22 protein-coding genes are annotated in these 20,829 nt (G+C 67.4%); 14 read left to right on the top strand and 8 right to left on the bottom strand.

Translation table 11 applies throughout. From position 1 onward, the window contains the following. Nucleotides 1–102: 102 nt before the first annotated feature. From sufB to abc-f, 6 genes are all read left to right on the top strand, one after another. Entirely contained in the window at nt 103–1,521 is a 1,419-nt protein-coding gene (gene sufB, locus ACYVI5_RS05275; protein WP_460534007.1) for a Fe-S cluster assembly protein SufB, read from the top strand. A 3-nt stretch (nt 1,522–1,524) separates the two neighbouring features. Continuing rightward, a complete protein-coding gene (locus ACYVI5_RS05280; protein WP_460579288.1) occupies nt 1,525–2,691 on the top strand; it encodes a SufB/SufD family protein in 1,167 nt (388 codons plus the stop codon). After that, nucleotides 2,688–3,014: a non-heme iron oxygenase ferredoxin subunit gene (locus ACYVI5_RS05285; protein ID WP_460534003.1), complete on the top strand. Its 327-nt coding sequence runs from the start codon at nt 2,688–2,690 to the stop codon at nt 3,012–3,014. Before ACYVI5_RS05280 ends, ACYVI5_RS05285 begins: the two co-directional genes overlap by 4 nt. Before the next feature lie 3 nt (nt 3,015–3,017). Next, nucleotides 3,018–3,824: an ABC transporter ATP-binding protein gene (gene sufC, locus ACYVI5_RS05290; protein WP_460579289.1), complete on the top strand. Its 807-nt coding sequence runs from the start codon at nt 3,018–3,020 to the stop codon at nt 3,822–3,824. A 5-nt stretch (nt 3,825–3,829) separates the two neighbouring features. Further along, entirely contained in the window at nt 3,830–4,159 is a 330-nt protein-coding gene (locus tag ACYVI5_RS05295; RefSeq protein ID WP_460533999.1) for a metal-sulfur cluster assembly factor, read from the top strand. Nucleotides 4,160–4,409: 250 nt separating this feature from the next. After that, nucleotides 4,410–6,008 (top strand): ribosomal protection-like ABC-F family protein, encoded by a 1,599-nt coding sequence (abc-f, locus tag ACYVI5_RS05300; RefSeq protein WP_460579495.1) that lies wholly within the window; start codon nt 4,410–4,412, stop codon nt 6,006–6,008. Nucleotide 6,009: 1 nt separating this feature from the next. On the opposite strand, the gene ACYVI5_RS05305 is transcribed toward abc-f, so the two are convergent. Together ACYVI5_RS05305 and ACYVI5_RS05310 are read right to left on the bottom strand one after the other, a co-directional pair. Beyond that, the gene (locus tag ACYVI5_RS05305; RefSeq protein WP_460533997.1) at nt 6,010–6,240 is read right to left on the bottom strand and encodes a hypothetical protein; all 231 of its coding nucleotides are present in this window, start codon (nt 6,238–6,240) and stop codon (nt 6,010–6,012) included. Then, on the bottom strand, nt 6,237–6,704 hold the full coding sequence (locus ACYVI5_RS05310; protein WP_460533995.1) for a DUF3099 domain-containing protein: 468 nt from the start codon (nt 6,702–6,704) through the stop codon (nt 6,237–6,239). The genes ACYVI5_RS05305 and ACYVI5_RS05310 overlap by 4 nt, the downstream gene beginning before the upstream one ends. Nucleotides 6,705–6,874: 170 nt before the next feature. Between ACYVI5_RS05310 and fabG the strand changes: the two genes are divergently transcribed. Continuing rightward, complete coding sequence (fabG, locus tag ACYVI5_RS05315) at nt 6,875–7,585, top strand: Rossmann-fold NAD(P)-binding domain-containing protein (protein ID WP_460579290.1); 711 nt, start codon at nt 6,875–6,877, stop codon at nt 7,583–7,585. A gap of 244 nt (nt 7,586–7,829) precedes the next feature. Next, complete coding sequence (locus ACYVI5_RS05320) at nt 7,830–8,942, top strand: SURF1 family protein (RefSeq protein ID WP_460579291.1); 1,113 nt, start codon at nt 7,830–7,832, stop codon at nt 8,940–8,942. Between the two features lie 83 nt (nt 8,943–9,025). Here ACYVI5_RS05320 and serB read toward each other — a convergent pair whose 3' ends face one another. Further along, on the bottom strand, nt 9,026–9,685 hold the full coding sequence (serB, locus tag ACYVI5_RS05325; protein WP_460579292.1) for an HAD family hydrolase: 660 nt from the start codon (nt 9,683–9,685) through the stop codon (nt 9,026–9,028). Next, nucleotides 9,682–10,923, bottom strand: a complete 1,242-nt coding sequence (locus ACYVI5_RS05330) for a glucose-1-phosphate adenylyltransferase (protein ID WP_460533987.1) — start codon at nt 10,921–10,923, stop codon at nt 9,682–9,684. Before ACYVI5_RS05330 ends, serB begins: the two co-directional genes overlap by 4 nt. A 108-nt stretch (nt 10,924–11,031) precedes the next feature. On the opposite strand from ACYVI5_RS05330, the gene glgA reads away from it, so the two are divergent. From glgA to ACYVI5_RS05345, 3 genes are all read left to right on the top strand, one after another. Next, the gene (gene glgA / locus ACYVI5_RS05335; RefSeq protein ID WP_460579293.1) at nt 11,032–12,219 is read left to right on the top strand and encodes an alpha-maltose-1-phosphate synthase; all 1,188 of its coding nucleotides are present in this window, start codon (nt 11,032–11,034) and stop codon (nt 12,217–12,219) included. Nucleotides 12,220–12,412: 193 nt separating this feature from the next. Continuing rightward, nucleotides 12,413–13,231 (top strand): ABC transporter ATP-binding protein, encoded by an 819-nt coding sequence (locus ACYVI5_RS05340; RefSeq protein WP_460533983.1) that lies wholly within the window; start codon nt 12,413–12,415, stop codon nt 13,229–13,231. A gap of 157 nt (nt 13,232–13,388) precedes the next feature. Then, nucleotides 13,389–13,640: a type B 50S ribosomal protein L31 gene (locus tag ACYVI5_RS05345; protein ID WP_440296071.1), complete on the top strand. Its 252-nt coding sequence runs from the start codon at nt 13,389–13,391 to the stop codon at nt 13,638–13,640. Nucleotides 13,641–13,700: 60 nt separating this feature from the next. On the opposite strand, the gene ACYVI5_RS05350 is transcribed toward ACYVI5_RS05345, so the two are convergent. Next, nucleotides 13,701–14,387 carry an exonuclease domain-containing protein gene (locus tag ACYVI5_RS05350; protein ID WP_460579294.1) on the bottom strand — a complete coding sequence of 229 codons (687 nt, stop codon included), beginning with the start codon at nt 14,385–14,387 and terminating at the stop codon, nt 13,701–13,703. A 188-nt stretch (nt 14,388–14,575) separates the two neighbouring features. Further along, a complete protein-coding gene (treS, locus tag ACYVI5_RS05355) occupies nt 14,576–16,282 on the bottom strand; it encodes a maltose alpha-D-glucosyltransferase (RefSeq protein ID WP_460579295.1) in 1,707 nt (568 codons plus the stop codon). 150 nt (nt 16,283–16,432) lie between these two features. Here treS and ACYVI5_RS05360 point away from each other — a divergent pair, with 150 nt between their 5' ends. Together ACYVI5_RS05360 and ACYVI5_RS05365 are read left to right on the top strand one after the other, a co-directional pair. Next, the gene (locus ACYVI5_RS05360) at nt 16,433–17,338 is read left to right on the top strand and encodes an alpha/beta fold hydrolase (protein ID WP_460579296.1); all 906 of its coding nucleotides are present in this window, start codon (nt 16,433–16,435) and stop codon (nt 17,336–17,338) included. Further along, nucleotides 17,335–18,414: a glycosyltransferase family 4 protein gene (locus ACYVI5_RS05365; RefSeq protein ID WP_460579297.1), complete on the top strand. Its 1,080-nt coding sequence runs from the start codon at nt 17,335–17,337 to the stop codon at nt 18,412–18,414. The genes ACYVI5_RS05360 and ACYVI5_RS05365 overlap by 4 nt, the downstream gene beginning before the upstream one ends. Nucleotides 18,415–18,420: 6 nt before the next feature. On the opposite strand, the gene ACYVI5_RS05370 is transcribed toward ACYVI5_RS05365, so the two are convergent. Next, a complete protein-coding gene (locus ACYVI5_RS05370) occupies nt 18,421–19,077 on the bottom strand; it encodes a histidine phosphatase family protein (protein WP_460579298.1) in 657 nt (218 codons plus the stop codon). After that, complete coding sequence (locus tag ACYVI5_RS05375; RefSeq protein ID WP_460533971.1) at nt 19,074–19,907, bottom strand: SIR2 family protein; 834 nt, start codon at nt 19,905–19,907, stop codon at nt 19,074–19,076. The genes ACYVI5_RS05370 and ACYVI5_RS05375 overlap by 4 nt, the downstream gene beginning before the upstream one ends. Before the next feature lie 70 nt (nt 19,908–19,977). Here ACYVI5_RS05375 and ACYVI5_RS05380 point away from each other — a divergent pair, with 70 nt between their 5' ends. Next, on the top strand, nt 19,978–20,811 hold the full coding sequence (locus tag ACYVI5_RS05380) for a TrmH family RNA methyltransferase (RefSeq protein WP_460579299.1): 834 nt from the start codon (nt 19,978–19,980) through the stop codon (nt 20,809–20,811). Nucleotides 20,812–20,829: the final 18 nt, after the last annotated feature.

Genomic DNA, 20,829 nt, shown 5'->3' on the forward strand with positions numbered 1-20,829 from the left:
GCACAATCCTGCCTCGGTGTCACCGACCCGCGATGACACGCACACGTAGGTGGGAGCCGGTCTGAAGCCGGTCACGGGCGGCAGGAAAACGAGGTAATCACAATGTCAGACGTTCTCATCGACCGTCCCGAGCTCGCCGGCCTCGGCCAGTACGAGTTCGGCTGGGCCGATTCAGACGAGGCGGGGGCCACTGCCCGACGCGGTCTCTCCGATCAGGTGGTCCGCGACATCTCGGCTCTCAAGAACGAGCCGGAGTGGATGCTCCAGCGCCGGCTGAAGGCTCTCCAGCTCTTCCAGCGCAAACCGATGCCGACATGGGGAGCCGACCTCTCCGAGATCGACTTCGACAACATCAAGTACTTCGTGCGCTCCACGGAGAAGCAGGCACAGAGCTGGGAGGACCTGCCTGAAGACATCCGGAACACGTACGAGAAACTCGGCATCCCCGAGGCCGAGCGCCAGCGCCTGGTCGCGGGCGTCGCCGCGCAGTACGAGTCCGAGGTGGTGTACCACCAGATCCGCGAGGACCTCGAGCGCCAAGGCGTGATCTTCAAAGACACCGACACCGCTCTTCGCGAGAACCCCGAGTTCTTCGAGGAGTACTTCGGCACCGTGATCCCGGCAGGCGACAACAAGTTCGCCTCGCTCAACACCGCCGTGTGGTCCGGGGGATCGTTCGTGTACGTGCCGAAGGGCGTGCATGTAGACATCCCGCTGCAGGCCTACTTCCGCATCAACACGGAGAACATGGGCCAGTTCGAGCGCACGCTCATCATCGCCGACGAAGACAGCTACGTGCACTACATCGAGGGCTGCACCGCCCCGATCTACAAGTCCGACTCGCTGCACTCGGCCGTCGTCGAGATCATCGTGAAGAAGGGCGCACGCGCTCGTTACACGACCATCCAGAACTGGTCGAACAACGTCTACAACCTGGTCACGAAGCGCGCCATCGCGCACGAGGGCGCCACCATGGAGTGGATCGACGGCAACATCGGGTCCAAGGTGACCATGAAGTACCCGTCCATCTACCTGGCGGGGGAGCACGCCAAGGGCGAGACGCTCTCCGTGGCGTTCGCAGGCCCGGGTCAGCACCAGGACGCCGGCGCCAAGATGATTCACATGGCGCCGTACACGCAGTCCTCGATCGTCTCCAAGTCGATCGCGCGAGGCGGCGGACGTGCCGGCTACCGCGGTGAGGTACGGGTGGAGAAGGATGCCCACCACGCGGCGAACACGGTGCGTTGCGACGCCCTGCTGGTGGACACCATCTCGCGCAGCGACACGTACCCGGCCATCGACATCCGGGTGGACGACGTGCAGCTCGGCCACGAGGCGACCGTCTCCCGCGTCAGCGAGGAGCAGCTGTTCTATCTGATGAGCCGCGGCCTGCCAGAGGACGAGGCAATGGCGATGATCGTGCGCGGGTTCATCGAGCCGATCGCGCGGGAGCTCCCGATGGAGTACGCGCTCGAACTCAACAAGCTCATCGAGATGGGCATGGAAGGCAGCGTGGGCTGAGGAATGACGATCATCGAGACCGAACCAGCCTTCGTTCCCGTTCAGACCCGATCCGAGCGTTTCAAGTCCACCGACGTCGCCGACTTCGACTCCGTCACCGGCCGTGAAGCGACCTGGCGGTACACGCCGGTCGCCCGCATCGCGCAGCTTTTCGAGCCCGGCCTTGACGGCTCCCGGTACGACTACGATCTGCGCACGTCGTCTGACGTCAGCGGTCAGGTGACCGCCGAGTGGGTCGCCCGCGACCATGCGCTCGTCGGCGCGGCGGGAGTTCCGGAGGAGAAGGCATCCGCGGCGGCGTGGACGTCGTTCGGCGAGGCGCTGCTCGTCACAGTCTCCGGGAACGCCGGGGAGGCGAGCCTGACACGCTCGGCGCTCGGCACTTCCGATCGTGCCGCGCACACCGTCATCCACGCCACCGCAGGCAGCACCGCCACCCTTCTGCTGCGCAACACGGGAGACGCCAGTCTCACCGAGAACGTCGAGGTGATCCTCGACCAGGGCGCCAGGCTCACCCTGGTGAGCGTGCAGGAATGGACGGATGCTTCCAGGCACGTCTCGACGCACTTCGCGTCGGTCGGCCGCGATGCGCTGCTCAAGCACGTCGTCATCTCGCTCGGTGGCGCGTTCATCCGCCTGAATCCGGCCGTGCACCTCACCGGTCCGGGAGCGGAGATCGAGGCGTACGGCGCCTACTTCGCGGATGCCGGTCAGTACATCGAGCACCAGGTGTACGTCTTCCACGACGAGCAGCACCAGCGCAGCCGCGTGACGTACAAGGGCGCACTGCAGGGCGCATCCGCCCAGACCGTGTGGATCGGCGACGTGCTGATCGGCCAGAAAGCGGTCGGCACCGACAGCTACGAGCAGAACCGCAACCTCGTGCTCACCGAGGGAGCGCGCGCCGACTCGGTGCCCAACCTCGAGATCGAGATCGGCGACATCGTCGGAGCCGGCCACGCCAGCGCGACCGGCCGGTTCGACGACGAGCAGCTGTTCTACCTGCAGTCGCGCGGAATCACCGAAGACGAGGCACGTCGCCTCGTCGTTCGCGGATTCCTCGTCGAGATCGTGCAGCAGATCGGTTCCCCGGAGCTCGAGGAGCACCTTCAGGCCGCGATCGAGGCCGAGCTCACCGGCGGCGCGCCCGTGCAGGGTGACGCCCGATGAGCGCTGAACGCGTCTGCCCGGCATCCGAACTCGTCGAGAATCAGGCCAAGCGGGTTGTAGTCGGCGGTGTGCCGATCGCGCTCGTGAAGGACTCGGCCGGCGACATCCACGCCATCGGCGACACCTGCACGCACGGCGACATCTCGCTGTCCGAGGGGTTCATCGAGGGCGAGGCCATCGAGTGCTGGGCGCACGGCTCGCAGTTCTCCCTGCTCACCGGGCAGCCGCTGAACCTGCCGGCCTACGAGCCGGTCCCCGTTTTCACCGTCGAGATCACCGACGGAGACATCTTCATCGACCCGACCATCACGAAAGCCATCTGATCCATGTCAACACTCGCCATCCGCGACCTGCACGTCACCGTCGAGACCGACCAGGGCACCAAAGAGATCCTCCGCGGCGTCGACCTCACCATCAACACCGGTGAGATCCACGCCATCATGGGCCCCAACGGATCCGGCAAGTCGACCCTTGCCTACACCATCGCCGGCCACCCGAAGTACACCGTCACCCGGGGCAGCATCGAGCTCGACGGCGTCGACGTGCTCTCGATGACGGCCGACGAGCGCGCACGGGCCGGTCTCTTCCTCGCGATGCAGTACCCCGTGGAGATCCCCGGTGTGACGAACACCAACTTCCTGCGCACTGCGAAGACCGCGATCGACGGTGAAGCACCGAGCATCCGCGCGTGGACCAAGGACGTCAAGACGGCCATGTCCAACCTCAAGATGGATGCCTCGTTCGCCTCCCGCAACGTAAACGAGGGATTCTCCGGCGGTGAGAAGAAGCGCAACGAGATCCTGCAGCTCGAGCTTCTGAAGCCGAAGTTCGCCGTGCTCGACGAGACCGACTCCGGCCTCGACATCGACGCGCTGAAGATCGTCTCCGAGGGCGTGAACCGGGCACACGACACCACCAACCTCGGTGTGCTGCTGATCACGCACTACACGCGCATCCTGCGCTACATCAAGCCGGACTTCGTGCACGTTTTCGTCGCAGGACGCGTCGCCGAAGAGGGTGGCCCCGAGCTGGCCGAGCAGCTGGAGGAGGAGGGCTACGTGCGCTTCGTCTCCGACGGCGAGGAAGACACCGATGCCGTCCTGACCGACGATCAGGCCGCGAGCGTAGGCTGAGCATCATGCCCTCCACCCTCGCTCCCGACCTCTACGACCAGGTCGAAGAGGCGTTGAAGGACGTGATGGACCCGGAGCTCGGCGTGAACGTCGTCGACCTCGGTCTCATCTACGATCTCTCCTGGGATGACGAGAACGACGCGCTCGTCATCTCCATGACGCTGACCAGCGCAGGCTGCCCGCTCACCGATGTGCTCGAGGAGCAGACCGCCGAGTCCCTGGACGGCGTCGTCGAACGCTTCCGCATCAACTGGGTGTGGATGCCGCCGTGGGGCCCTGAGCGCATCACCGAAGACGGCCGCGACATGATGCGGGCGTTGGGCTTCGCGATCTGAGTTGTCCTGCACGCCGCGCAAGCGGCGGCGTGCCGCGGTCGGCAGATTGCGTCGTCGCGTTCGGCGGCGTCAAGGCCGCCGCCTGGTAGAGCGTGTCGCGTTCGCGAGTTTTCGGCTTGTCTGTGTGCGAAGCCGGTCGCAGCCGATGGAGAACCGGGTTCGACAGAAACTCCTGCTCGGCACCCTCCGCTAATCTTGTATGGCGCTTTCGCGCATCATCCTTCGCCTCGAACAGAACTGGACCACGCCTGTGCTCGCCGTGCACGACCTCGAGATCCGCGTCGGCGCGCGCACCCTGATGTCGGGTGTGACGTTCCGGGTGGCTGCGGGCGACAAGATCGGCCTGGTCGGACGCAACGGTGCGGGCAAGACGACGCTGACCAAGGTGCTCGCCGGTGATCTGCTGCCCACCGACGGCCGCGTGGACCGGTCCGATGACATCGGCTACCTCCCTCAGGATCCACGCACCGGCGATCCCGACATGCTCGCCCGCACACGCATCCTCGACGCCCGGGGCCTCGGCACGCTCGCGCTCGGAATGCACGAGGCGTCGATGAGCATGGCATCCGACGATCCGGCCGCCGCCGACAAGGCGATGCGACGCTACGCGAGCCTCACCGAGCGGTTCGAGGCGCAGGGCGGCTATGCGGCCGAGGCGGAGGCGGCGTCGATCGCGCACAACCTTTCGCTGCCGGACCGCATCCTCGACCAGCCGTTGCGCACCCTGTCAGGCGGCCAGCGCCGCCGCATCGAGCTGGCGCGCATCCTGTTCTCCGACGCCGACACCATGATTCTCGACGAGCCCACCAACCACCTCGACGCCGACTCCGTGGTCTGGCTGCGCGAGTTCCTGAAGAACTACAAGGGCGGCCTGATCGTGATCAGCCACGACGTCGAGCTCGTTGGGGAGACGGTCAACAAGGTGTTCTACCTGGATGCCAACCGCCAGGTCATCGACATCTACAACATGGGGTGGAGGGCGTACCTCGCGCAGCGGGCTGCGGACGAGGAGCGCCGCAAGAAGGAGCGGGCGAACGCGGAGAAGAAGGCCTCGGCGTTGCAGGCCCAGGCGGCGAAGTTCGGCGCCAAGGCCACCAAGGCCGCCGCAGCGCACCAGATGGTGGCGCGCGCGGAACGCCTGCTGAACGGCCTCGATGAGGTGCGTCAGGCGGACCGCGTCGCCAAGCTGCGCTTCCCGACACCCGCAGCCTGCGGACGAACCCCGCTGATGGCATCCGATCTCTCGAAGAGCTACGGCTCGCTGGAGATCTTCACCGCGGTGGACCTCGCTATCGACCGCGGGTCGAAGGTCGTCGTGATCGGGCTGAACGGCGCCGGCAAGACGACGCTGCTGCGCATCCTGGGCGGCATCGATGTGCCCGACACGGGCTCGATCGAGCCGGGACACGGGCTGCGCATCGGCTATTACGCGCAGGAGCACGAGACCATCGACGTCGGTCGCACGGTGCTGCAGAACATGGTCTCCAGCTCGCCGAATCTCACCGAGACCGAGGCGCGCAAGGTTCTCGGGTCGTTCCTCTTCACCGGCGACGACGTGCACAAGCCGGCCGGCGTGCTCTCCGGAGGCGAGAAGACACGATTGGCGCTCGCGATGATCGTCGTGTCGGGGGCGAACGTGCTGCTGCTCGACGAGCCGACCAACAACCTCGACCCGGCGAGCCGCGAGCAGATCCTGGATGCCCTCGCGCACTACGAGGGCGCTGTGGTGCTGGTCTCGCACGATCCGGGAGCCGTGGAGGCGCTCAACCCGGAGCGGGTGCTCATCCTCCCCGACGGCGTCGAAGACCATTGGAACGCCGACTACGCGGACCTCATCGCGCTGGCGTGAGCTAGGGCGTTCCGGCGTCCAGGGGCTCCACCGCCAGCGGGAAGTCGCGGGAGGCGAGGAATCCGCGCAGGAACTCGACGTGCTCGTCGCACGCCAGCCAGGTCTTGCGGCGATCTTCGGTGTGGATGCGTGGATTGCGCCAGTCGATCCGCCACGCTGCTTGCTCGCGGCAACCGGCACGCGAGCAGGTGGGAACCTCCGGGCCGCCGCCGAGCGCGTCGAGCAGGCTCATGCCGACTCACGCCGGCCGGGCGGCTCATCGGAGTCCGACGCGCCCGGCTCAGCAGACTCGCTCGCGGTCGGCCGCGAGGCACCTGGCTGCGACGATGGGGACTGCGGATGCTCACTCTGTCGCGGGACGTCAGCGGGCGCCTGTCCCGCATCGTCAGCGGCGGTCCCGGCCGGGTCGGCGCTCGCCTCCCAGGTGGCGGCGCCTGGAACGCCGTCCATGCGCACGATGCTGCCGGGGCGTTCCGGTTCCGATGGCCGGGTTCGCGCGACATTGGCCACCACGACCGCGAAGTACGGCAGGAAGACGGCACCGGCGGCCGGGATGAGGATCCACCAGCCACGCACCCAGAGCAAGGAGACCAGACAGAGCACGCGGATCGACATCATCACCGTGTACTCGAGCATGCGGTGACCCCGATCGGCCGCCGGTGCCGGCGGCAACGACGTGATCGACTGATGTTTCATCGCATGGCTCCTGGGGGAGCGGACCGCCAGCGCGTTCCGCACTCCCAGCCTACGTGCCTGACCCCACCCCGAACGGCTCGATACGAGCGCATGCAGAACGGATGCCTGCCGCGGTCCTCATAGACTGGTCCGGCGTTCTCATCCACCCCCGACACCACGAGGAATGCCCCATGACGACACCCCGCACCGTGCTGGTCACCGGAGGGAACCGTGGCATCGGCCGCGCCATCGCGGAGGAGTTCATCGCGCTGGGACACCGCGTCGCGGTGACAGCGCGCAGCGGCGAGGGACCGGCAGGATCACTGACGGTTCGTGCGGACGTCACCGATAGCGAGCAGGTCGACGCCGCGTTCACCGCCGTCGAGGCCGAACTGGGGCCCGTCGAGGTGGTCGTGGCGAATGCCGGCATCACCCGCGACACCCTTCTGATGCGCATGACCGACGACGACTTCGACACGGTCGTCGACACGAATCTCGGTGGCGCCTTCCGCGTCGTCAAGCGCGCGTCGAAGGGGATGCTCAAGGCCCGCTTCGGCCGCATCGTGCTCATCTCCAGCGTGGTCGGTCTCTACGGATCTCCGGGCCAGGTGAACTACGCCGCCTCGAAGGCCGGTCTGGTCGGCATCGCTCGATCGCTCACTCGGGAACTGGCGGGACGCGGGATCACCACCAACGTCGTGGCGCCCGGATTCATCGAGACCGACATGACCGCTGCTCTGCCGGAGGAGCAGCAGGACGCCTACAAGAAGGCGATTCCGGTCGGACGCTTCGGGCATCCGTCCGAGGTCGCCAAGGCGGTGGCGTGGTTGGCATCCGATGACGCGGGCTTCATCACCGGCGCCGTCATCCCCATCGACGGCGGCATGGGGATGGGCCACTAGCAGGCAGCCACTCCCTCGCCTGCGGCACAGGACACCCGCACTACACAGGGCATCCCACTACTCAGGGCATCCACTACTCAGGGCATCCCACAGCAACACCGACTAGCGTCGACCGGGAACGAGAGGACCGAGCACGTCTACCGACAGGCATCCCGGTGACGCCGTCGCACGCACGGCGAGCGAGCTGACCCGCCGCACCGTCGCGCCCGGCGCGGTCGCCAAGCCCGCCGCCGTCTACGACACGGTGACCGAGGGCCTCACCGGGTGGCAGTTCCTGCGCACCGGCCGGTGGATCGCCTACTTCGCCGCTGCCGTGGTCTTCGCGCTGATCTGCGGCGGACTTGCGCTGTGGCAGTACGACCGCGGCCGGCAGGCGTCCGCCGACAACCACCTCTACTCGGACAACTTCGCAGCGCAGACGGTCCCGCTCACGAGCGCCCTCCCCACGCTGTCGTCGTATTCGCCCGAGCAGGTGTGGCGCGCGGTGAGCATGCGCGGCCACTGGGATGCCGGCCACCAGTACTACCTGCGCAACAGCGTGCGCAGCGGGGAGACCGGGTTCGACGTGATCACCGCGTTCCGGCTCGAGTCGGGCACGACGTTCCTCGTCGACCGCGGGTGGGTCGCGGCATCCGGGAACGGCGCGGAGCCGGCGTCCAGGCCGCAGCCTCCGACGGGAGCCGTGGACCTCGTCGCTCGCCTGCAGGCGAGCCAGGCGAAACGCGGTGAAGGGGGAGTGAACGCTCACCAGATCGAGTCAGTCGACCTGTCGGAGCTCGCCCCCGTGGTCGGCGGCCGGGTGTATTCCGCCGCCTGGGGCGTGATCGTCTCGCCGCGGTCCTCGGCGGAAGGGCTCGCGCGCATTCAGGCCACTCCGCCTGCTGAGGGCGTCGGGTATCACTACTCGTACATGATCCAGTGGCTGCTCTTCGTGCTGATCGGATTCTTCGTACTGTGGCGAGGTGCGGTGCGGGAGTACCGCAGGCTCAACGCCGACGACCCCGAGGAGCAGCGGCGCGAAGCGGAACGGGTGCGAAAGCGGGCCCGCAAGGCCTTCACCGACGAGGAAGTCGAAGACGAGTCACTCGACGGCTACGTGCCGCTGAGCAGATGGATGGGCCGATCGGTTATCGCCGTCGAGCCGGGCGCAGCACCGAAGCCGGCCCTCACGGGAACACCGATCCCGTTCGACACCACCGAGGAAGACGATGAGCGGAAGCCCGTCGAGGAGCATCCGTCGCAGCACGGGCGCGTGCTGGTGCTTGGCACGTCCGACTCACCGAACCACGACTGCGCCGCCGACGAGGCGGATGAGTCGTCAGCCGAAGACCAGGGCGATCGGCCGACGAATTCCTAGACCGCGGACTCCTACGCTCGGCCAAGATCCGCGCTGACCCCTGCCGTCGAAGACCCGCCCCGACCCCAACCTCGCGAAGATTCCTACCCGCGGAGGCCCAGTAGCGGCAGCACCTGGGAAAGGTCGCGGCTATCGACGGCCAAATTCGCCGCGGCCCGCACGGCGGGCTTCGCGCAGAAGGCCACCGAAAGCGCGGCGGCCCCCATCATGCGCAGGTCGTTCGCGCCGTCCCCGATCGCGACCGTCCTGGTTGCCGGCACGCGTGCATCCTGCGCCCACTCGGTGAGCGCCGCCTCCTTCGCCGCTGCGTCCACGACGGGTCCGTCCACGGCGCCGGTGAGAACGCCGTCGACCACCTCGAGCCGATTGGCCCGCCATCTGTCGATGCCGAGCCGCTCCGCCAGGCCGTCGACGAGCTCGTGGAAACCACCGGAGACGACGCCGACCAGGCCGCCCGCCGAGTGCACGGCATCCACGAGCTCGGGTACACCGTCGGTGATCCGGATGCGGCGCGCGACATCCGTGAAGACGTCCTCACTGAGCCCCCGCAATGTCGCGACACGCTCCCGGAGGCTCTGTTCGAAGTCGAGCTCACCCCGCATGGCGCGCTCGGTGATGCCGGCGACCAGCTCACCGGCGCCGGCATGCTCGGCGAGCAGTTCGATGACCTCGTCGTGAATGAGGGTGGAGTCCACATCGAGCACCACGAGAAAACGGGCGGACGCGGACTCGGCTGCGCTCATGGAACGACGTGCACTCCCTTGCCGACGACCGTGAGGCCGGATGGCGTGATCGTGAAACCACGGGCGCGGTCGCGCTCCGGGTCGACGCCGATCTTCGCCCCCTCGCTGACGATGACGTCCTTGTCGAGGATAGCCCGGCCGACGAACGCATTCGGCTCGATCACTGCACGGTCGAAGATGACCGAGTCGACGACGTGAGCACCCGACTCCACCTTCGCCCATGGGCCCAGCACGCTTCGCTCCAGATGTGCGCCGCTGATCACCGAACCGAGCGAGACGATCGAGTCGATCGTCGTTCCGATCGCACCGTGCACGTCGCGGACGAGCTTCGCCGGAGGCGAGTTGAGTTGCTGGCTGAAAATGGGCCAGTCGTCGTTGTACAAGTTGAAGATGGGCAAGGCGGAGACGAGGTCCTGGTGCGCCTCGAAGAACGAGTCGATCGTTCCCACGTCGCGCCAGTAGTAGCGGTCGCGTTCCGTCGACCCCGGAACGTCGTTGCGCTTGAAGTCGTACACCCCGGCCTCGCCGCGCGAGACGAAGTCGGGGATGATGTCGCCGCCCATGTCGTGGTTGGAGTCCGGCCGCTCGCCGTCGCGCTGCACCCCGTCTATCAGCGCCTGTGCGTCGAAGACGTAGTTGCCCATGGATGCCAGCACCTCATCGGGAGCGTCGGGCAGACCGACCGGGTCGCTCGGCTTCTCCCGGAACGCGGCGATGCGGTCGGGCTGTGCCGAGTCGACCTCGATCACTCCGAACTGGTTCGCCAGCGAGATGGGCTGCCGGATCGCCGCAACCGTGGCGGCCGCACCTGATTCGATGTGCGCATCGAGCATCTGCGCGAAGTCCATGCGATAGACGTGGTCGGCCCCGACCACGAATACGATGTCGGGCTTCTCGTCTCGAATGAGGTTGAGGCTCTGCAGGATCGCGTCGGCCGAGCCGGAGAACCACCGCTTCCCCAGCCGCTGCTGGGCGGGCACGGAGGCGATGTAAGACCCGAGCAGCCCCGACATGCGCCACGTCTGCGACACGTGGCGGTCGAGGCTGTGCGACTTGTACTGCGTGAGCACGACGATCTGTCTCAGCCCGGAATTGATGAGGTTCGACAGCGCGAAATCGATCAATCGATACTGACCGCCGAACGGAACGGCCGGCTTGGCCCGGTCTGCGGTCAGCGGCATCAGGCGCTTGCCTTCGCCCCCCGCCAGCACAATGCCGAAGATCTTCTTGCCCGTCATGACACAACACTAGACCGACGTCGGTGAACGACCGTAAGGGGTTGGTTTCCGGGCGCGTTGCCGGTCGAGTTGATGCGGCGCAGCACGACTCGCGCTACCGTCGACGACATGCGCGTGGACCTCTTGACCAGGGAATATCCGCCTGACATCTACGGCGGGGCCGGGGTGCACGTGACCGAGCTGGTGCGCGCGCTGCGCAGATCGATCGAGGTGCAGGTACGCTGCTTCGGCGGCCCGCGCGACGAGGCGGACACGACCGGCTACCGTGTCCCCGCGGAGCTTGCGGGAGCCAACGCGGCGCTCGGCACCCTGGGCGTGGATCTGCAGTTCGCGCAGGATGCCGCCGGCGCCAACCTCGTGCACTCGCACACCTGGTACGCGAACCACGGCGGCCGGCTGGCGAGCATGCTGCACGGCATCCCGCACGTCGTCACCGCGCACAGCCTTGAGCCGCTGCGTCCGTGGAAAGCCGAGCAGCTGGGCGGCGGTTACCGCATCTCCAGCTGGGTCGAGCGCGAGGCATACGAGACGGCGGATGCCGTGATCGCGGTGAGCGAGGGCATGCGGCGTGACATCCTGCGCGTGTATCCCGACGTCGACCCTGCGCGCACTCACGTCATCTACAACGGCATCGACCTTGAGCGGTGGCGCATCGTCGACGAGCCGGACCTCGTGCGTTCGCTCGGGGTTGATCCCGACCGGCCGACCGTGATCTTCGTCGGCCGCATAACCCGCCAGAAGGGCCTTCCGTACTTCCTGCGGGCCGCGGCCGCGCTTCCGCCCGAGGTGCAGCTCGTGTTGTGTGCGGGGGCACCGGACACGGCAGAGATCATGGCCGAGGTCGAAGGGCTGGTTCGCGAGCTGCAGGGTTCGCGCGACGGCGTGGTCTGGATCGACCGGATGCTCCCGCAGAACGAGCTCTCCGCCCTGCTCAGTGCCGCCACCGTCTTCGTCTGCCCCTCGATCTACGAACCGCTCGGCATCGTGAACCTCGAGGCCATGGCGTGCGGACTCCCGGTCGTGGCGACGGCGACCGGTGGCATCCCCGAAGTGGTGGAGAACGGCGTCACCGGACGACTGGTGCCGATCGACCAGGCCACCGACGGCACAGGCACGCCGTTGGACCCTGACCGCTTCGTCGCCGATCTCGCGGAAGCTCTCACCGAGACCGTGTCGGACCGAGACCGCGCCCGTGACCAGGGGCTCGCGGGCCGGCTGCGTGCGCAGACGCAGTTCGGCTGGCCCGCGATCGCCGAGCAGACGCTCGACCTGTACCGCCGTCTGACCGCGCAGTGACACGAGCCCGGCGCGGGCACGCTCTGTCGCGGCGTGGCCACTCAGAGACTCAATCGGGCCCGCCGTGCGAGCAAGCCCGCCCGTCGGACCCTCAATCGCCTCTATCGCGGCGTGGCCACTCAGAGACTCAATCGGGCCCGCCGTGCGAGCAAGCTCGCCCGTCGGACCCTCAATCGCCTCTAGGCTAGAGGCCATGTCGAACACCGTCCTCTCGTTCAATTCCGTGTCTGTGGTGCGCGACGGGAACGCGATCCTGGACCAGGTGGACTGGACGGTCACCGCCGATCAGAGATGGGTCATCCTGGGCCCTAACGGCGCAGGCAAGACGACACTCGTGCAGCTGGCGGCCGCGGCGTCGCATCCCACGTCCGGCACCGTGACCGTGCTCGACGAGGAGCTCGGAAAAGCCGACCTGGCGGAGCTGAAGCCTCGCATCGGCTACGCGTCGAGCGCCCTGGCGAAGCGCATCCCGAAGCGAGAGACGGTGCTCGACGTCGTGCTGACCGCCGCCTACTCCGTCACCGGGCGCTGGAACGAGGAGTACGAAGACATCGACACGCGCCGTGCCAGGCGGGTGCTAGCCGAGTGGAAGCTCGATTCGCTGACCGACAGGGCGTTCGGCACACTGAGCGACGGCGAGCAGAAGCGCGTGCAGATCGCCCGTTCGGTGATGACCGATCCCGAGCTGCTGATCCTCGACGAGCCGGCGGCCAGCCTCGACCTCGGCTCCCGCGAGGAGCTCGTGACCCTGCTGGGCGGATACGCCAGCGACTCGCGGTCGCCCGCGATGATCATGGTCACGCATCACGCGGAGGAGATCCCGACCGGATTCACCCACGTGCTGCTGCTCAACGCCGGCAAGGTCGTGGCGGCCGGGCCGCTGGAGGAGACGCTGACCGCGGAGAAGCTCAGCGAGACATTCGGCCTGCCGATCGAGGTCTCATCGGACCGCGGTCGCTACACGGCTCGTGCAGGCACCGAGAGCGCCGACGAATCCAGGGCGAACGACTGAGCACGTCCCGGTGTGCGTCCGGACCCAGTCCGGGGAAGCGTCGCGTCTCTGCTAAACTTGCTCGTCGGCCGTGGATGCTCATCCCGGCCCATCCAGCTTTCGCGTCCCATTCGCGGTGCGCGTCGAGTTCCGATCCGCAAGCATTCGAGGAAGTCCCATGAAGTCTGACATTCACCCCGATTACGCGCCGGTGGTCTTCCGTGACCTCGCTTCCGGTGCCACGTTCCTGACCCGTTCGACGGTCACGAGCGAGAAGACGATCGAGTGGGAGGACGGCAACACCTACCCCGTGATCGACGTCGAGATCTCCAGCGCGTCGCACCCGTTCTACACGGGCAAGCAGCGCATCCTCGACAGCGCAGGCCGCGTCGAGAAGTTCAACCAGCGCTTCAAGAACTTCGGCAAGTAGAACCGACGCGAAGAGGGCGGCCGATCGATCGGCCGCCCTCTTCTTGCGTCTCCGCGACGGTCAGCGGCAGGGCCAGGTGCCCGTCGTCGTGAAGAGCGGGTCCTTCACGCGGCGGATGTAGGCCTGGAAGTCCTCCGCCTGCTCCTGGCACCACCGCACCTGGCGTCTGTGCAGCTCGGCGACGTCGATTCCGAGCTCGGCCGGATACGTTCGGGCGATCGCCTGCGCGACGCGGCCGGCTGCGACCGCATCCGCTCCCGCGTCGTGCGCATCCAGCAGGGCCACGCCGTAGTGACCGGCGGTCAGGGTGAGCGTGCGCTTGCCGCGCCGGTACTTGTCGACGGCCTTGTCGATCACGAACGGATCGATGATGGGAGAGGGGTCCACTAGCGGCTCGACGCCGTGCCGCACCGCCTCACGACGCAGCAGAGAGAAGTCGTAGGGCGCGTTGTATGCGACGATCGGGATGCCCCGGCTCAGCAAGGTGCGCAGCGCCGCCACGATCTCGAGCACGGCACCGGCGGCCTCACGTCCCTCGGCACGCGCTCGCTCGCTGGTGATGCCGTGCACCGCCGTGGCGGCTTCCGGAATGGGGACGCCGGGGTTCACCAGCCAGTCGAGTCTCTCGACGACGTCGCCTGCGGCATCCAGCACACCCACGTGCGCCGAGACGATGCGCGAGGCGTCGACGTCGACGCCGGTGGTCTCCAGATCGAATACGCCCAATTCGTCGTGCCATTGCTTCATGGCTGCAACGTTATGGATCACCACTGTCACTTCACGGTCGCCACGCAGGGCCACGCACCGCCGACCTGACAGATCGCGCTCTCCCGCCGCGAACAGGACAGATCGGCCTGTTCCGGATGGAACGTCATGCTGCCAGCGGCCGAGCGCCGGCTATGGCCGTCCGACCGACTTGAAGGGGGAGGGGAGGTCTATCGCGGCGACTCGATGTGCAGCCAGTAGAAGCTCTGGGTGCCGAGCGTCAGGGTGAACCTGCCGTCGTCGGCGATCGTGGGGAACTGGCCGCCGCCGAAGAGGTCGTAGAGCGCGCTGCCGGCGTAGTCCGGGGCATCCAGAGTCACAGATACCGGGTTGTGCGAGAACGAGAAGACGCACAGCACGTTCTCGGGCTGGTCGCCGAACACGGTTCCGCTTCCGCCATACGATCGCACGAACGCCAGAACCGAGGAGTGATCGGACGGCAGCACCGTGATGGAGCCGAGCCCGAACACCGGATGCCCCTTGCGTATGTAGATCACATTGCGCACCCAGTGCAGAAGGGAGCGCGACTGAGCCAGCTGAGCCTCCACGTTCACCTGGTTGAAGTGGTACACGAGCGACTGCACCACCGGCAGGTAGAGCTTGCCGGGGTCCGCCGTGGAGAAGCCGGCATTGCGGTCCGGGGTCCATTGCATGGGCGTGCGCGAGGAATCGCGATCGGGCAGCCAGATGTTGTCGCCCATCCCGATCTCGTCGCCGTAGTACAGGAACGGGGTGCCGGGAAGCGAGAACAGCAGCGCGTGAGCCAGCTCGAGCTCGGCACGGGAGTTGTCGAGCAGGGGAGCGAGGCGGCGCCGGATGCCGATGTTGGCGCGCATACGCGGGTCGTAGGCGTACCAGCCGTACATCGCCTGCCGGTACTCCTCGCTGACCATCTCGAGTGTGAGCTCGTCGTGGTTGCGCAGAAAGACGCCCCAGCCGGCGCCCTCCGGGATGTCGGTGGTCTCCGACAGCACCCGCACGAGTTCGTCGGCGTGCTGTGAGCGCAGCGAGTAGAAGATGCGCGGCATGACCGGGAAGTCGAAGGCCATGTGGCACTCCGGCTCCTCCTCGCTGCCGAAGAACGCGGCGACCTCGCGCGGCCACTGGTTCGCCTCGGCGATCATGACGCGCCCGGGGTAGTCACGGTCGACCATGGCGCGCAGTGTCTTGATGAAGTCGTGCGTGGGAGGCTCGCCCTCGCCGTTGCCCTCGTCCGACTCGTAGAGGTACGGAACCGCGTCCAGCCGCAGCCCGTCCACGCCCATGTCGAGCCAGAACCGCACGATGTCGAAGACGGCATCGTGCACGGCCGGATTGTTGTAGTTCAGATCGGGTTGGTGCGAGAAAAACCTGTGGAAGAAGAACTGCCGGCGTTCGGAGTCGAACGCCCAGTTCGACTCCTCGGTGTCGACGAAGATGATGCGGATGTCCGGCCACTTCTCGTCGGTGTCGCTCCAGACGTAGAAGTCTCCGTACGGCCCCTCCGGGTCGCTGCGCGAAGCCTGGAACCACTCGTGCTGGTCGCTCGTGTGGTTGAGCGGCAGATCGATGACGATGCGCATATTGCGTTCGTGTGCCTTGGTGACGAGTTCCTGGAACTCGTCGAGCGTGCCGAACTCGGGCATGATCGAGCGGAAGTCGGACACATCGTATCCGCCGTCGCGCAGCGGCGAGACGAAGAACGGAGGCAGCCACAGAGCGTCCACGCCCAGCCACTGCAGGTAGTCCAGCTTGGAGATGAGGCCCTGGATGTCGCCGGTGCCGTCGCCGTTGCTGTCGACGAACGAGCGCACCATCACCTCGTAGAACACGGCGCGTCGATACCACTGCGGGTCGAGCGTCAGTCCAGGCAGCTGGATAGGTGCGGTGAAGGTCACGTACGGGTCCTCCTGCGAAGGCGATTCTGACGGTTCGAGTGGCGCATCGTCCGCGACTGACGCTTTGCACGAAAGTCTATGCCGGGCCCGGGTTGCGACGTGCCGCGCACACTCAGGAGCGGCATCCTCGCCCGCCTACACTGGTGCCTGATGTCGAACCGTTCTGTGCCGGCGGCGGCCGCCGCAGATCCTGGCGAGCACCCGCGCCCACGCAGGCTCTCCGTGCAGGTCGATGGATCGCGCACCTGGTTCTGGGAGTACGGCGATCGGGATGCCGGCACCACTGTCGTACTCGTGCACGGCTTCCGAGGCGACCACCACGGCCTCGAGCCGATCGCTGCACGCCTGAAGGAGTTCCGGGTCATCGTGCCGGATCTGCCGGGCTTCGGCGAATCGGAACCGCTGAGGCACGAGCACAACATCGACGGCTACGCGGATTGGTTGCGCGGATTCCTCCGCGCGGTCGATCCCGCCGGCAGGTTCGTGCTGCTCGGCCACTCGTTCGGTTCCATCGTCGTGTCCGCGATGCTCGCACAGCATCCGCAGGAGACGGCGCGGCCCGAGCGCGTCGTGCTCGTGAACCCGATCGGTGCGCCCGCGCTGAAGGGTCCCCGTGCCGTCGGCACCCGTCTCGCGATCCTCTACTACTGGCTCGGCGCCGCCCTGCCCGAGCGCCTCGGATTCGGTCTGCTGCGCAACGGGCTGATCGTTCGCGTCATGAGCGAGGCGATGGCGAAGACCAAGGACAGGCCACTCCGACGCTGGATCCACGACCAGCACGCACGATACTTCAGCGCGTTCGCCAACCGGGAGGTCGTGCTCGAGGCGTTCCGGGCATCCGTGAGCCATGACGTGTCGGAGTACGCGAAGTCGATCGACGAGCCCGTGCTTCTCATCGCAGCCGACCGCGACGACATCACCCCGCTGCAGGCGCAGCACCGGCTGCAGACCCTCTTTCCGGATGCCCGCATGCATGTCGTGCACGGCGTCGGCCACCTCGTGCACTACGAGGCGGCCGACGAGGCGGCCGAGAGCATCCGCGAGTTCCTGGCATGAAGGTCGTCTTCGACTGCCGCTACACGCGCATCGGGCGGCACGACGGGATCAGCCGCTACACGGCATCCCTCGTCGAGGAGCTCGGCAGGCTGCACGAGGTCACGATGCTGATCAGCGACACAGCGCAACTCGACATGCTGCCGGCGCTGCCGTGGTCGCTCGCATCGTCGCCCACGAGCGTGCGCGAACCGCTAGTGGCTCTGCAGGTCAACAAGCTGAAGCCCGATATCGTCTTCACGCCCATGCAGACCATGGGATCGCTCGGGCGCCGGTACCGTCTGATCAAGACGGTGCACGACCTCATCTACTACCGGCACCGCACCCCGCCGCGCGACCTTCCCGCATTCGTGCGCGGGCTGTGGCGGCTCTACCACCTGTCGTGGTGGCCCCAGCGGATGCTGCTGAACCGAGCGGACGCGGTCGTGGCGGTCTCGCACACCACGGCCGGACTCATCGACCGGCATCGCCTAACGCGCAGGCCGGTGCACGTCGTGCCGAACGCCCCGGTCGTGCCCTCTGATCTGAACGAGGATGCCCGCATCACCCCGGCGACGAAGTCGCTCGTGTACATGGGGTCGTTCATGCCGTACAAGAACGTGGAGACGCTCGTTCGGGCGACGGCGTTGCTGCCCGGCTACGCGCTGCACCTCATGAGCCGCATCACGGATGCGCAGCGCGAACGGCTGATCGCCGCAGCACCGGACGCCCGGCTCGCGTTCCACAACGGTGCCAGCGATGAGGAGTACTTCGCCACCCTGCTGCAGGCGACGGCGCTCGTCACCGCGTCCCACGATGAGGGCTTCGGCATCCCCGTGGCGGAGGCGATGCGGGTCGGAACACCGACCATCGTGAGCGATATCCCGATCTTCCGCGAGATCGGAGCGGATGCCGCCCTGTACGTGCCGGCCGACGACGCCGCCGGCTTCGCCGCAGCCGTGCGCCGCCTCGAGCGGCCGGGGGAGTGGGCGGAACGATCCCGGCTCGGTGTCGCCGCGGCTTCCCGCTACACCTGGGCCGCCTCGGCCGCCACGCTCTTGGGCGTGCTGACCGAGACTGCAGCCCGTTCCGACGCCTGAGCGCCGCTACTCGACGACGAGCCCGCCCGGGTCGTGCGACGGCACGTTGATGTCGCCGATGCGCAGTCGCCCGCCGGAGTGCGTGAAGTGGCTGAGCGAGAGGTTCACGATCGGCTCGCCGAGTCGCGGATGCGCGTCCCCGCTCAACCGGCGCACGAGCGAGCTGATCACGGCGCCGTGCGTCACCACCAGAACGGACTCTCCCGGATGGCGGTCGGCGATCTCCTGCAGCACGGGCAGTGCGCGCTCGACGACCGATTCCCTGGACTCCTGATCGGGAATGCCGTCGGGAAAGCGCTCAGCGATCTCTCCATCGGTAAGCCCCTCCGCCGGTCCGAACGACCGCTCCCGGAGTTCGGCACGCACGATGGGCTCGCCCATACCGAGAGTCTCGGCGATGATCCGCGCGGTCTCCAGCGCCCGCACCTGCGGGCTCGAGTACAGCGCGACGTAGTCGGTGCCGATCAGCGAGAGGCCGGCTGCGCGGGCCTGCGCCATGCCGACGGCGTTGAGCGGGACATCCGTCGACCCCTGGATGCGCCGCTGACGGTTCCAGTCCGTCTCGCCGTGCCTCACCAGCGTGAGTCGGGTCTCGGCGTTCCCGTGCGATGGGTTCCCGTGCGATGGGTTCCCGTGCGGTGCGTTCGCCTGCGCCGAGCTCATCGGATCAGCGCGTCGGCCAGGGCGACCAGGGTCTCGGACGTGCCCGCATCCAGTTTCAGCGTCGCTCGCGCGTCGCCCTTCGTCTCACCGCGATTCACCACCACGATCGGCAGCCTACGACGACGCGCCTGTTCGACGAGCCGGATGCCCGAATTCACCGCGAGCGACGAACCGGCGACGAGCAGGGCATCCGCGCCGTCCACGAGCTCGCGTGCCGCCTCGAAGCGCAACGGCGGCACGAACTCGCCGAAGAACACGACGTCAGGCTTCAACTCTCCGCCGCAGACGCTGCACTCGGGAACGACGAACGAGTCGACGTCGTTCACCTCGGCGTCTCCGTCCGGGGCGATGGTGACCGCGTCCGGCCGCGTGAGCCAGGGGTTGAGCGCGTCGATCTGCGCAGCGATGTCGTCTCTGGCGAACATCTGGCCGCAGCGAAGGCAGAGAACGCGGTCCATGGTGCCGTGCAGCGGCACCACTCTGCGGGAGCCGGCCCGCGTATGCAGCCCGTCCACGTTCTGAGTGATCACGCCGGACACCACCCCCGCCGCTTCAAGGTCGGCCAGTGCGAAGTGACCAGCGTTCGGCTCGGCGGCGCTGAAGCGCGTATAGCCGAGGTGGCTGCCGGCCCAGTAGCGCTTGCGCGAACGCGCATCGGCGAGGAATTGCGAGAACGACATCGGGGTGCGCCGCGGTGCACCCTCGCCCCGGTAGTCCGGTATCCCGGAGTCGGTGGAGATGCCGGCGCCTGTCAGCACGGCGACAGTGCGGTCTGCGAGGATGTCGATGGCGGAGTCGATCGTCGCATCCGTCGTCACCGCTGTGCTCACTGGAAGCCCCCTCGTTCTTCGCCAGTGTAAACAGCGCAGTTTTCGGATATGTTTCCCCGCCCTGGACGTCATGCGCATCATTCCCATCGACACGGTCGACGCCCCCGAGCTGGCCGACTACACGCGGCTCACGGATGTCGCGCTGCGGCGAGCGCTCGAACCCGCCGGAGGTCTGTACCTGGCCGAGTCGACGAAGGTGATCGGTCGGGCGCTGGCGGCCGGGCACATCCCGCGGTCCGTTCTGCTGCACGAACGGTGGCTTCCCGACCTGGAGCCGCTGCTGCAGTCCTTTCCCGACGTTCCCGTGTACGTGGGCACCGAGGAAGCACTGGAGACGCTGACCGGCTTCCACCTGCATCGCGGCGCGCTGGCGGCCATGCACCGGCCCGAACTCCCTGCCCTGGAGGAGGTGCTCGACGGCGCCCGCAGAGTCGTGGTGCTCGAAGACATCGTCGACCACACCAACGTGGGTGCAGCCTTCCGTGCCGTTGCCGGTCTCGGCGCCGACGCGGTTCTGGTGTCCCCGCGTTGCGCCGACCCGCTGTACCGCCGCAGCGTGCGGGTCAGCATGGGCACCGTGCTGCAGGTGCCGTGGACGCGGATCGGAGAGTGGTCGGATGCCGCACCTCGGCTTCATGAGGCCGGCTTCCATCTCGCGGCGCTCGCGCTCGCCGACGACGCGGTGAGCCTCGACGAGTTCGCGGCGAATCCACCGAGCAAGGTCGCCATCGTGATGGGCGCGGAAGGCGACGGTCTCAGCCGTCGCGCCATCTCGGTCGCTGACACGATCGTCACCATTCCGATGGCGCACGGCGTCGACTCGCTGAACGTCGCTTCCGCCGCTGCGGTGGCACTGTACGCGCTCCGGGTACCCGAGAGACAACCGCTTGGCGCCGATGCATAGCGGCGCCGCCGTAGCATG

It is taken from the genome of Humibacter ginsengisoli, from assembly GCF_054780095.1.